This window comes from Flavivirga eckloniae, from assembly GCF_002886045.1.
GTDB classification, from domain to species: Bacteria; Bacteroidota; Bacteroidia; order Flavobacteriales; family Flavobacteriaceae; genus Flavivirga; species Flavivirga eckloniae.
In genome coordinates this window covers 389,332-402,712 of record NZ_CP025791.1, presented here as the reverse complement: position 1 = coordinate 402,712, position 13,381 = coordinate 389,332, and the positions used below count along the sequence as shown (strand labels likewise).

At 35.2% G+C, this 13,381-nt stretch carries 10 protein-coding genes; 3 read left to right on the top strand and 7 right to left on the bottom strand.

Going from position 1 to position 13,381, the window contains the following annotated elements; genetic code table 11:
- Positions 1 to 90: 90 nt before the first annotated feature.
- From C1H87_RS01670 to C1H87_RS01660, 3 genes are all read right to left on the bottom strand, one after another.
- Entirely contained in the window at positions 91 to 780 is a 690-nt protein-coding gene (locus C1H87_RS01670; RefSeq protein WP_102754157.1) for an LOG family protein, read from the bottom strand.
- An 84-nt stretch (positions 781 to 864) separates the two neighbouring features.
- On the bottom strand, positions 865 to 3,696 hold the full coding sequence (gene uvrA / locus C1H87_RS01665) for an excinuclease ABC subunit UvrA (protein WP_102754156.1): 2,832 nt from the start codon (positions 3,694 to 3,696) through the stop codon (positions 865 to 867).
- A gap of 196 nt (positions 3,697 to 3,892) precedes the next feature.
- Complete coding sequence (locus tag C1H87_RS01660) at positions 3,893 to 4,246, bottom strand: hypothetical protein (RefSeq protein WP_102754155.1); 354 nt, start codon at positions 4,244 to 4,246, stop codon at positions 3,893 to 3,895.
- Between the two features lie 390 nt (positions 4,247 to 4,636).
- Between C1H87_RS01660 and C1H87_RS01655 the strand changes: the two genes are divergently transcribed.
- Positions 4,637 to 5,161 (top strand): hypothetical protein, encoded by a 525-nt coding sequence (locus C1H87_RS01655; protein ID WP_102758136.1) that lies wholly within the window; start codon positions 4,637 to 4,639, stop codon positions 5,159 to 5,161.
- A 112-nt stretch (positions 5,162 to 5,273) separates the two neighbouring features.
- Here C1H87_RS01655 and C1H87_RS01650 read toward each other — a convergent pair whose 3' ends face one another.
- The 4 genes from C1H87_RS01650 to C1H87_RS01635 form a co-directional block, all read right to left on the bottom strand.
- Complete coding sequence (locus C1H87_RS01650; RefSeq protein WP_102754154.1) at positions 5,274 to 5,684, bottom strand: hypothetical protein; 411 nt, start codon at positions 5,682 to 5,684, stop codon at positions 5,274 to 5,276.
- Positions 5,685 to 6,659: 975 nt separating this feature from the next.
- Positions 6,660 to 7,382: a hypothetical protein gene (locus C1H87_RS01645; RefSeq protein ID WP_102754153.1), complete on the bottom strand. Its 723-nt coding sequence runs from the start codon at positions 7,380 to 7,382 to the stop codon at positions 6,660 to 6,662.
- Positions 7,383 to 7,455: 73 nt separating this feature from the next.
- A complete protein-coding gene (gene ggt / locus C1H87_RS01640; protein WP_102754152.1) occupies positions 7,456 to 9,144 on the bottom strand; it encodes a gamma-glutamyltransferase in 1,689 nt (562 codons plus the stop codon).
- Between the two features lie 3 nt (positions 9,145 to 9,147).
- Positions 9,148 to 9,741 (bottom strand): acyl carrier protein phosphodiesterase, encoded by a 594-nt coding sequence (locus C1H87_RS01635; protein WP_102754151.1) that lies wholly within the window; start codon positions 9,739 to 9,741, stop codon positions 9,148 to 9,150.
- A gap of 71 nt (positions 9,742 to 9,812) precedes the next feature.
- Here C1H87_RS01635 and glmM point away from each other — a divergent pair, with 71 nt between their 5' ends.
- Positions 9,813 to 11,201, top strand: a complete 1,389-nt coding sequence (gene glmM / locus C1H87_RS01630) for a phosphoglucosamine mutase (protein WP_102754150.1) — start codon at positions 9,813 to 9,815, stop codon at positions 11,199 to 11,201.
- Between the two features lie 638 nt (positions 11,202 to 11,839).
- The gene (locus C1H87_RS01625; protein ID WP_102754149.1) at positions 11,840 to 13,378 is read left to right on the top strand and encodes a sulfatase-like hydrolase/transferase; all 1,539 of its coding nucleotides are present in this window, start codon (positions 11,840 to 11,842) and stop codon (positions 13,376 to 13,378) included.
- Positions 13,379 to 13,381 lie beyond the last annotated feature (3 nt).

Sequence of the window (13,381 nt, the reverse complement as noted above, 5' to 3'; positions counted from 1 at the left end):
AGGCTTTGCAATATAATAAAATAAGGTATTTTAAGATTTTCCCATGTTTACGAAGCCTTAAGTGCTTAGTCGTAAAAAAAGGGTAATAATTTAGAAGTTAGGGCTTAAACCTGATTCTTTATAGAATGAGTCCAGAATGGCTATGACTTCGTCTTCGGTGTCTACTAAGTGAATTAAGTCTAAGTCTTTGGCACTTATATTCGAAAACGAGTTTAATAGTGTTTTTTTAACCCAGTCCATCAAGCCTTCCCAAAAATCGGTTCCTACCAATATGATTGGGAACTTTCCTATTTTGTGTGTTTGTATAAGCGTCATGGCTTCAAACAATTCATCTAAAGTACCAAAACCACCGGGCATAACTACAAATCCCTGTGAATACTTAACAAACATTACTTTGCGTACGAAGAAATAATCGAAATCTAAACTTTTGTCGTGGTCTATATATGGGTTATCGTGTTGTTCGAAAGGTAAATCAATGTTTAAACCAACCGAGGTACCGCCACCTAAGTGCGCCCCTTTATTACCGGCTTCCATAATTCCGGGACCACCTCCTGTAATAACACCATATCCTGCTTCTACAATTTTTCTAGCTACTTGTTCTGCCAACTTATAGTATCTGTCTTCTGGTTTTGTTCTTGCCGATCCGAAAATAGAAACACAGGGCCCTATTTTACTCATTTTTTCAAAACCATTAACAAACTCGCCCATTATTTTAAAAATAGCCCAAGAATCGTTTGTTTTTATTTCATTCCATCCTTTATGGTGTTGTTCTTTTCTCATATATAAAAGTTTATATGTTTATTGAATTTTATATAGCGTGCAATTTTTCCAAATTTAATTCTTTTCTAACTGAATACAGGTTTTCTAATTTAATTCTTTTTTAAGGAATTTGGCGGTATAGCTCTTTTTATGCTTAATAATTTCTTCTGGAGTACCTTCTACAATAATTTTTCCACCACCTTGTCCACCTTCGTATCCAATGTCTATAATATGATCAACGGTTTTTATAACGTCTAAATTGTGTTCAATAATAAGTACAGTGTTGCCTTTATCGGCTAACTTGTTGAGTACGATCATTAATACCCTAATATCTTCGAAATGTAAACCTGTAGTTGGCTCATCTAGTATATAGAAGGTATTTCCTGTATCGCGCTTACTTAATTCGGTTGCTAGCTTTATACGTTGTGCCTCTCCGCCGGAAAGGGTGGTACTTTGTTGCCCCAGGGTAATGTAGCCTAAACCAACATCTTGTATGGTTTTAAGTTTGTTATAAATTTTAGGAATGTGCTCAAAGAATTTTACCGCTTCGTTAATGGTCATATTTAACACATCACTTATAGACTTTCCCTTGTAGCGGATTTCCAGTGTTTCTCTATTAAAACGCTTGCCTTGGCAGGTTTCGCATTCTACATGTACATCTGGAAGGAAATTCATTTCTATAACTCGTAAACCGCCACCTTGACAGGTTTCACAACGTCCGCCTTTTACGTTAAAACTGAAACGACCAGCTTTGTAGCCGCGAATCATGGCTTCGGGAGTTTTGGCATATAGGGCTCTAATTTCGCTAAATGTACCGGTATAGGTTACTGGATTGCTTCGTGGGGTTCTTCCAATAGGTGATTGGTTAATGTCAATAACCTTATCGATATGTTCTAAACCTTTAATGCTTTTATATGGCATGGGTTTTTTAACGCCATTAAAATAGTGTGCGTTTAAGATAGGGTATAGGGTTTCGTTGATTAACGTAGATTTTCCGCTACCAGAAACGCCCGTAACACCTATCATTTTTCCTAATGGGAATTTTACGGATACATTTTTTAAGTTGTTTCCTGTACAGCCTTTAAGTTCTAAAAACTTACCGTTGCCTTTTCTGCGTTTTTTGGGTATTTCAATTTCCTTATTACCATTTAAGTAGTCGGCAGTAAGCGTATTGTGTGTTTTTAACTCGTCCGGATTTCCAATGCTGATTATTTCGCCACCGTGTTTACCGGCTTTTGGACCGATATCTATAACATAATCGGCACGTTCTATCATATCTTTGTCATGTTCTACAACGATAACCGAGTTACCGATATCGCGAAGGGATACTAGGGAGTTTATTAGTTTTTCGTTGTCGCGCTGATGTAAACCAATGCTGGGCTCGTCTAGAATGTACAGTACGCCTACCAATTGCGAGCCTATTTGGGTTGCGAGGCGAATACGCTGTGCTTCGCCACCCGATAAGGATTTAGAGCTTCTGTTTAATGATAGGTAATCTAACCCGACGTCTAGCAAAAATTGTAATCTGGCCTTAATTTCTTTTAAAATTTCTTCTGCAATTTTAAACTGTTTTTCCGATAAATGTTCGTGTAAATCTTGAAACCATTTGGACAATTCTACAATATCGGTATTGGCAAGCTCTGCAATGTTTTTATTATTGATCTTAAAATAAAGCGATTCTTTTTTTAGTCTTGATCCATGACAATCTGGACATGCAATTTTGTCCATGTAGTCCTTGGCCCATCGTTTTAAAGAGGTAGATTCGGCCGATCTGTATTGATTTTCAATAAAATTAGCTACACCTTCGAAATCAATTTTGTAATCGCGGGTAACACCAAGTGTTTTACTGTTTACAGAAAACTTTTCATTGCCACCATACATAATCATTTGTTTGGCTTCTTTGGGAATGTCTTTATAGGCGTCTGTTAATTTAAAATTGAACCGCTGCGCTATGGTTTCAAACTGTTTAAAAATCCAACTATTTTTTTCTGGTCCATGAGGGGCTAATGCTCCTGCTTTTATTGACAGCGTATCGTCTGGAACAATTTTATTTTCGTTTACCTGATATAATTCCCCTATACCGTTACAGTTGGAGCAGGCACCTTTTGGTGAATTAAATGAAAAATTATTTGGTTCTGGATTAGGATATGAAATTCCGGAAGACGGACACATGAGATTTCTACTAAAATAACGGGTTTCGTTAGTATCCTGATCTATAACCAAAAGAACATCTTCGCCATGATACATGGCTGTGTTGATGGTTTCTGTAAGGCGTTTGTCGTTATCTGCGGATTCGTCAATAACCAACCTGTCTATTACAATTTCAATATCGTGGGTTTTGTAACGGTCTAATTTCATGCCCTTGGTAAGGTCTTTAATTTCGCCGTCTGTTCTTACTTTTACAAAACCTTGCTTTGCTATTTGTTCGAATAGTTCCCGGTAATGTCCTTTACGGGAACGTATTACAGGAGCAAGTATATTTATACGTTTTCCGTTAAAATTCTTAATAATGAGTTCTTTAATTTGCTCGTCGCTATAACTCACCATTTTGTCTCCTGTGTTATAGCTATAGGCATCACTGGCTCGTGCAAATAATAAACGCATAAAGTCGTAAACCTCGGTAATTGTACCTACGGTAGAGCGGGGAGATTTGCTTGTTGTTTTTTGTTCGATGGCAATAACAGGGGAGAGTCCATCTATTTTATCGACATCTGGTCTTTCCAAACCACCAAGGAATTGCCTGGCATAGGCCGAAAATGTTTCAATGTATCGGCGTTGTCCTTCTGCATAAATAGTATCGAATGCTAAGGATGATTTCCCACTACCTGATAGTCCTGTTATAACAACAAGTTTTTCTCGAGGGATGGATACGTCTATATTTTTAAGATTATGTGCTCGGGCACCTTTTACTTCAATAAAATCGTCAAAATGGCTCATAAAATCGCAAAACTGCGAAGTTACGATTTTAGAAGTTAATTTTTCGTGAACATTTAGTTAGACTTTTTAATTTATTCAATGAAGTTGTGCACAAAATAGAACACTCCAAAAAAACAGTTCAATATGATAAATCAAATTGCAAAGCTTTTTTGGAGCGTTCTATATTTCTATGGTTTATAATGTATTACAAACCTGGTTATGGGTTTGTTGTCGACAATTCTCCAGATTTTATGGATTTATTATAGTTTGCTTTTACCTCACTAAGAATACCAAAGAACTTTTTACCGTTCTTCTTTTTAAGAACGACATAGGAACTGCCGTTGTCTTCGCTTATAACTTCATCAACGATCACTTTATTTCCATAAACGTTTTTGTAATTAGCAAGTTTTCCTCGTTTTACTAAAAAGTTAAGTTTGGGAAAAGCTATGTGGTTATACTTTAAACCATTAGGGGCATTTATTACTAACTCGTCACCAATTTCGGGTTTTTCCTGAGCTTGTATTAAAAAGCAAAAACTTAAAAAAAATAGTGTTAAAAAGAGCTTTTTCATGAATAGGCGTTTTTGTGTTACTCCTAATAAATATAAGCGTTTACCTTTACATGAGCAATGATTTTTGTTATGGTTAAAGAGGCAAAAATTTCATGCCTACCTCTTAAAAAATAGGGGGTGTTTTCTAGAACTAATGGGTTTTATTATAAGTGGGTTCTGTTGGAAAGTGTTGGACGTAAAATAAGGCTTAGTTTTTAGTTTGAAACCATTTCTTTTATGGGGGTATTCGCAAAACCTATTTAAATCTGATTTTAACAAAATTTTATGATAATATTTAGCATATTTGGAAACGAAACTATAAATCTGATTTTTTTTTTGATTGAATAGAATTTAAAAATCAGTTTTTTAGTAGTGTTAAGTTTAACTAAATATAAAATCGAAGATATTAAAATGAAATTATTAGGAATAGGCTCAAGAATAGAGCATCCGGAATATGGAAAAGGGGTGGTAACTAATGTAACTACGCAGCATTATTGGGTAACGTTTATTGATAGTGGATTAGAAACTATCGATCTGGATAGTGAATTTGATGTTATTGAAGCGGCAGATGGCGATGTAGATACGGTTAGTTTTTTTGATGTTGAAAGTAGTTTGGTAGAAATTTTAAAGAAATGGAGCGATGTTAGCGAAGTTGTGCCTATTGCCGATAAATATAAAGGTGGTAAATTGATTTTAGAGCCTGCCGACGATAGTTTAAAACCTTATGAATTGCCAATAGATACGTTTTTTCATAAAATAACCATGGTGAGAGATCGATTACGTGTTATGGAGCAGCGTATTAATTCAAGTGATTTAAGTGAACAGGGCAAAATAGATTTACAACAATATATTACTAGAATTTATGGGAGTTTAACTAGTTTTAATGTGTTGTTTAAATCGAAGAGTCATAATTTTGTTGGACAACGTAGTAAGTAATATTTTGTTGGTAGCTAACAGTACAACAAACATGTTATAAACAAAAGCCACCTGTTAAAGGGGCTTTTCTTTTTAGGAATAAAGCAGTTATAAACTTTATTTTTATGATTGATTAAGGGGTGACAGTAATGGTTTTATATACAGATCCGTAGCAAGAACCAGAACCATGGTAAGCTCCAGATACGATATATGATCCAGGAGATACATTAAAAGGCATACTAAAATATGGGGTTTGATTATAGTATTCTTTTATAGTATTTCCATCCATATCTCTTAGAGTCCAATCGTATTGTGAGTTATCTGCATAGTGACCATTTCCATCGTAAATATGAAAATTCATGCTACTTCCCTGATGAGTTGTATCGAATATAGAGTAAATGAAATACCCAGTACATGAGTCGGTTAATTTATTATCTGATGGTGCTTCATTGAAAGCTGTTTGCTCTATAAAGAAGCCAGAACAGATAAAAAATAGACATAAAACAGCTGCTTTTAAACTTAAAGATTTAATGTTTGTTTTCATAAATAAAAGTATTTAAAGGTTTAATTGTTGTTGTATTATTATATTAGGAAAAATGAAATACCGTTAACGTTAACGGTATTTGGTGTAATTACTATTTATTCCAGATATGTTAATACCAGTTTTCATTAGTTGTTTATTTAAGATTAGAGTAATTAGGTGTTAATAGGGAGAATTATAGATAAATAAAATCAATAGATTTAATCACCGAATTAGCATTGCTAAGTTCGTTTGGGGCTTCAATTATTAATAATAATTATTTGTTTACCAAAGTAATAGGATTAAAATTATCTTTAAAGGAGAAATAATTGTCTCAAAGTGATTTTAAGAGCACACATAGCGTTTAATAGTTATTAAATTTACCTGAGTCGACATAAGAACAAGCCTGTTTTAGGTGTGAAAGCCAATAATATAAAGTGTTTGTCTCCTTGAGCATTATCGAAATATAAAATGTATTTTATATTGAAGACACCTAGCAAAGCTTAACGAAAGGTCATTAAAACCTGAAAGTTTAAATAGGTTTCGACTGCGCTCCTGAGATAAACCGTAAGTTGTTTATTTTTAATAAAATAACATGAATTTTGGATAAGAGAATTTATGTCGGTGTGTGACCCAGACTTGTTTCAGAACTATTTTTTTACCGTTACAGTGCTCTCCTCTTAAAATTAAAGCCGAGAAATGAATTTCGATTTTGATAAAAATAGGAAGAAAGAGGAGTTTTATTAAAAATAACAAACAAATATAACCCTCCGAATCCCGATGAAATCGGGATCCACCTCCCTTTTTAAAAGGGAGGAACACCTTGAATTCTTAAGCAAGATTACGTTAAAATACAATCATTTTTATGTCGAACTCAGGTTAAATTAAATATTCAAGCCGTATGTTTAAAGCGTGTAAACTTTTGGCTTACAGTTTTTTTAACGAAAAATGATTAGTGAATTAAATAAATATTGCTAGTAAGAAAAAAACATTAAAAAATTATAATGTTCCTTTAACATGGTTTATTTCAATCCCAAAAACAAGTAAATTATGAAAGGTTGGCAGTTGGGCACCACTTTCGGTAGTAGTCCAATTATTCCATGTAGCTTCAACACCATCAATTGGAAGTAGCGATGTCCACATTTTAAATGAAGTAGGTTTGCCCAAACTATCAAGAAGCCACAAATAGGAATCTCCTGGTGTAAGCCCTCCTGAGGTATAAGTAACCAAAAGCGCTTTATTACCATTGTTAAGTTTTACGACTCTTCGCTCTGCACCTTCGTCGAACACCTTATAAGGAGCAAGTAACCAAAAGGAATCATTATTAAAGTATTTTACGGCTTTTTCTATAAGTCCTTTTGCCATGTCGCTCTCAACTTTAAAACTATGTACAAAAGCTTTATGATTGGTTTCGTCGTTTAAATCTAAATTTACTTTAAAATCCTTCCAGTAAACCTGACAGACGTTATTTTCTTTGTCCCATTTATAGTGGTGTCTGTTTTTAAATGACCATTCAATATAATTGGTACTTTTAAAAGCATCATAATCCAAAGCTTCCAACATTTTGTATGCTAAAGCATCGGCTTCTTTGCCCTGCACACCTGTAGGCAAATCTTCGTTATATTTAAAGAATAAAAATCCAAAAAATAAAAAGCTGGGCAATGTGAGAAATATAACGGTCCCAGATATAATTTTAAATATTTTTTTAGATTTCTTTGTCATTAAACCTTGTATTCGGTGACTTATAATAAAGGTCTAAATTATTAAATCCTATCGTGTTATAGAAGTAAAATTTTCAAAAACCGACAGCCGTATCATCCCCTCGATAATCTGCACCACCCTCTAACATTTCATCATCTAAAACAAGTATTCCGTCGACCTTGCCTATTACAGGCGAATCTTTTTCGTTTATGGGATATCCTAGTTTTTCCAGTTGAAGAATTAAGGAGCGTTCAAACAGGTTTGGTTCCATTCTAATTTCATCTGGTAACCATTGGTGATGAAAACGAGGGGCATTTACCGCTTCTTGCATGGTCATGTTAAACTCATGTACATTAAGAATGGTTTGCATAACAGAGGTAATAATAGTCGATCCTCCAGGAGTACCAACACTCATGAATAATTTACCGTTTTTTTCGACTATAGTTGGCGTCATTGCGCTTAACATGCGTTTTTCTGGAAGAATGCTATTGGCATCGCCACCAATAAGCCCGAACATATTGGGGACCCCCGGCTTACTACTAAAATCGTCCATTTCGTTGTTTAAAAAGAATCCGAGTTCAGAGCAGTATAATTTCGATCCGTAGGCACCATTTATGGTTGTGGTTACAGATACAGCATTTCCGAATTGATCGATAATAGAGTAGTGGGTGGTTTCATCGCTTTCAATAACCTGAACATCACCATGTGATACATCTTTAGAGGATGTAGCTTTTTCAAAGGAAAATGTTTGCATTCTATCATTTAAATAGAGTGTACTTATTAATGTATCGCTAGGTATGTTAACAAAATCGGGGTCTCCTAAATAAAAACTTCTATCGGCATAGGCTCGACGCTCTGCTTCAGTTATAACCTGTATGGCTTTAACAGAATTGTGTCCGAATTTATCCAAATCGTACGGTTCGATCATTTTCATTATTTGTGCCAAACAAATACCACCGCTAGATGGTGGCGGCATGGAAATAATTTTTAAATCGTCGTACATAAACGTTGTTGGAGTACGCCATTTAACCGTATATCTAGCTAAGTCCTCTTCGGTTATTATACCACCATTTTCCTTAAGAAACTTTACTAAACGTTTGGCAGTCTCACCTTTGTAAAATTCATCTTTTCCATGTTGTAAAAGACGCTCTAAGGTTTTTGCAAAAGCAGGATACTTGATGGTATCGCCATACTTCCATGATTTGCTAAATATAATGGAGTCTTTATTAGCCTTTAAGAAAAGAGGTTGGTACTTTTTTATTCTGGTTTCCTGCTTTTGTGTAACTACAACGCCTCTGTATGCCAGATTAATAGATGGTTTTATAATATCTTCCATCGGCAAGCTGCCAAATTTTTCATGAACAGCAAAAATACCAGCTACAGAACCAGGTACACCAACAGCCATGGCTCCTAAGGTGCTTTTTTCGGGTAGTACGTCGCCATTCTCATCCAGATACATATCTCTTGTAGCCGCTAAAGGCGCCTTTTCTCTAAAGTCTAAAGATCCGATTTCACCATCAGATTTTCGATAAACCATAAATCCACCACCACCTAAATTTCCAGCATAAGGGTAGGCAACGGCTAAAGCCAATTGCATGGAAGCCATAGCATCAAACGCATTACCGCCTTTTTTAAGAATATCGCTGCCTATTTTTGAAGCTTCAACACGAGCAGAAACAACCATGGCATTTTTGGTAATTAAACCTGTTTTTTTAGGCTTATCGGCTTTTTTACAAGCAAAGCAAAGGGCTAACAATAAAAAGACGTAGAGTAGTCGTTTCATAAGTTATATCTCGTTTAATTCTTCAAGTTTTTGTTTGGAAAAGATTATTAGTTCGTTAAAAAACAGAGTAAACTCATTTTCAAATTCCGAATAAAATTCTTTAAGCTCAATAACGGCTTTATGCATTCCGGATTTAAATTGCGTTCTTCTATTCATACCCTCCAGGACTTTGGTAATCCCTTGAATGGAAGCATAGCTTAAAAGCCAATTATCGGCAATCATATAAGGCATCATTTTTTGTATTCGGGGCGGAAGTATATCGTAATGATTTTCTAAAGAATCATAAAAGCCCTTAGCATAGGCTTCCAAAGGTAAATCGTTGTATTTACTCCAGTTTTTGGCAAGAAAATGGTCGTAAAGGATATCGACAATAATTCCGGAATAATGACCATATTTTTTATGTAACCGTTTGGTGCTTTGTCTTACCGTTTTATGGGCATCGGTAAACGTGTCTATGTTACGGTGTAATAAAATGCCGGTTTGTAGATCTTTTGTATACTTTTTATAGGCTTGACCTTTAATACCATCGGCAATAAAGTTTCCAATAGTAACGAGGTCATTTTCTCCTGATAGATAAATGTGAGCAAGGTAGTTCATTTGTGTAATTTACGAATTTCGATTTACGAATTACAATTGTATATTTGTTTTTTTAATTTGAAACTAACTACATGACACTTATAAAATCAATTTCAGGAATTAGAGGGACTATTGGCGGACAGGTAGGCGAAAACTTAACGCCTATAGATGCTGTTAAATTTGCTGCTGCTTATGGCGTATGGCTAAAACAAAATAGGGAAAAAGAAAATTACCGCGTGGTTGTTGGTAGAGATGCTCGTATTTCTGGGAAGATGATTCAAAGTTTAGTTATGAATACGCTAGTTGGTATGGGGATTCATGTAATTGATTTAGGACTTTCTACTACACCTACGGTAGAAGTTGCCGTCCCTATGGAACATGCCGATGGTGGTATAATACTAACTGCAAGTCATAACCCGAAACAGTGGAACGCTTTAAAGTTGTTAAACGAAAAAGGCGAGTTTTTAGATGCTGTTGAAGGAGCAAAAATTCTGGACATTGCAGAAAGTGACCAAATGAATTTTGCAGATGTAGATAGCCTAGGGAAAATAACAAAGAACAAAGCTTACATAGATTTACATATCATTGAGGTTTTAGATTTACCATTGGTAACGGTTAAGCCTATTGAAGCATCTCGTTTTAAAGTGGTGGTTGATGGTGTAAATTCCACAGGAGGTATTGCTATTCCGTTACTTTTAGAACGATTGGGCGTACACGTGGTTAAACTATTCTGCGAGCCTAACGGAAATTTTCCGCACAATCCCGAACCGTTAAAAGAGCATTTATCTGATTTATCGAAAAAAGTGATCGAAGAGCGTGCCGATTTTGGTATTGTGGTAGATCCAGATGTAGATCGTTTGGCTTTCATGGACGAAAATGGTGAGATGTTTGGCGAGGAATATACTTTGGTAGCCTGTGCAGATTATGTGTTAAGTAAAACTCCAGGGAATACCGTTAGTAATATGAGCTCTACAAGAGCATTGAAAGATATAACCGAAAAGCACGGTGGCACTTATGAGGCCAGTGCAGTAGGAGAGGTGAATGTTGTAAAGCTTATGAAAAAGAATCATGTTGTTATAGGTGGTGAAGGTAATGGTGGTATTATTTATCCAGAATCTCATTATGGACGTGATGCGCTAGTTGGTGTTGCTCTATTTTTAAGTTTATTGGCCGAAAAGAATATGAGTGTAAGCGAGCTTAGAAAAACGTATCCTAATTACTTTATGAGTAAGAAGAAGATTGAATTAACACCAGGTTTGGATGTTGATGGTATTTTAAGGGAAATTGAAAACCGTTATCAAAATGAACAGCTTACTACTATTGATGGTGTTAAGATAGATTTTCCAGATAGTTGGGTGCACCTTCGTAAGAGTAATACAGAACCTATTATTAGAATATATACCGAAGCTAAATCACAACAAGAAGCAGATACCTTAGCCGATAAGTTTATTGAGGAAATAGGAGCTGTAGCTAGTGTTTAAGGTGTTAAAATAATACGAGACTGAATATCATTTATTTTGTCATTCAAAAGTCTTTCTGCAGCTACGATGTACACACATTTCTTTTAGTTATGACTCAAGTCTGGACACGAATTACACTAATTTACACCAATCGCAAGGTGTTAAAAATGATCTGTTTACCTAATCAAGAATGAGACCTTGGGTCTGGAACCAGTTAATACAAATTCGATTCTAACCCAAAAGTACTCTTTAATTTATTCGTAACCAATGACCATTAAACCATTCGTGATAATCCGTGAAATTAGTGTCAACTATGCTTCATTGAATTATTAGCAATATTTGTGTATACCCCATAGCTGCTGACAGGCAGGGAGGAGCGACTGAAGAATCTCTTCTTAAAACTATAATCTTTTGATTTAGGTTACAAGAAGAGATTCTTCATTTTATACGCTTATCAATTTTTTGTCACTAATCCTAAAATGCTATTTTTTGACCTCTTAATAATCATATGCTCTATTTACAGGAGCCCTTCAACCATGTATTATTTTCTATTTGATCTCGATTAAGCATAAAGAATCCAAATTTATATAACGTATGGTCAATTACTGATAAATGGCTACTAAAATCACTATTTTTAGTTTATATAAATTTGATAAACAATGTTTTGTATTAAAAATCTAAGTGTCGTACGTGGTGCAATAACTTTCTTGAGTTTGGTTTTGTTAGTTTCCTGTCAGGATAAGAAAGAAAAACCAGAAACATTACAACCTAATATCGTACTTATTATAGCAGACGATGTTAGTTGGAATGATATAGGGCCATATGGTCATAAAACGATTAAAACCCCAAATTTAGATGCATTGGCAAACGATGGTATGCTGTTCAATCAGGCTTTTTTAACAGCCAGCTCTTGTAGCCCTAGCAGAACCAGTATTATATCGGGGCTTTATCCGCATAATACAGATGCAGAACAGCTATCATGGCCGTTACCGGATTATATTAAAACGTTTGTTCAAGAGTTAAAAAATTCTGGGTATTGGACAGGTTTAGCGGGAAAACATAACATGGGAGATCATGTAAAAGATGATTTTGATGTGTTTTTAGAAATGCAATGGAAAGATGCGCCTATAGGAATAGACAGGCGATTGGTAGGTGATGGAAGTGGTTGTGACGAATGGGTAAAACTATTGAAACAACGCCCAAAAGATAAGCCGTTTTTTACTTGGTTGGCAGCTGCAGATGCGCACAGACCGTATTATGAAAACACCATAGAAAATCAACATACTTTTGAAGATGTAGAAATACCTCCATACATGCCAAATACCGAAGCGACTAAAAAGGATTTTGCGCTTTATTATGATGAAGTATCGAGAATGGATAACTACATAGGGCAAGTTATTAAAGAACTAGAGACGCAAGGAGTTTCCGAAAATACGATGGTTCTTTTTATTTCAGACAATGGCAGGGCATTTCCCAGAGACAAAATAACTTTGTATGATGGCGGGATAAAAACCCCATGGATCGCTAAATGGCCAGGAAAAATAAAAGCAGGCAGTGTAAATAATAATTTAGTAAGCTCTGTAGATATCGCACCTACTTTTATGAGTATCGCTGGCTTGAAGCCCTTAGATGGGTTTGAAGGTTATAACTTCTTGCCAATGTTAAAGGATACTTCTGTTGAAATTAGAAACGATATTTATGCCGAAGACCATTTTCATGATTTCGAGGATTATACACGAGCGGTAAGAACTAAGCAGTATAAATACATTAAGAACTATTATCCAGAATTGCCTAATACCCCTTCAGCAGATATTATTAGGGATTTAACCTGGAAAAGTATGGTGGAGGAAAAAAACAAAGGTACCCTTAACGAAGCACAAATGCGTTGTTTTGAAATTCCCAGACCAGAGGAAGAGCTTTACGATGTTATTAAAGATCCTTATGAATTAAATAATCTGGCAGGTATAGACCAATATAAAGATGTGCTGCTTAATATGCGATCCAGATTGGAGGAGATTAGAAACGTAACAAAAGATCATTTACCCGCAGTTAAGCTGCATGATGATTTTTTTAGAGATACGGGTTTACCAACCAAGTATCGTATAAGACCAAGACCATCAAAGGCAGATTATTTAAAAGCGCAATCTGAAGGTATTGTATTAATGAATCCAGACTTTAAAGAAGAAGTGTCAAAATAGGAG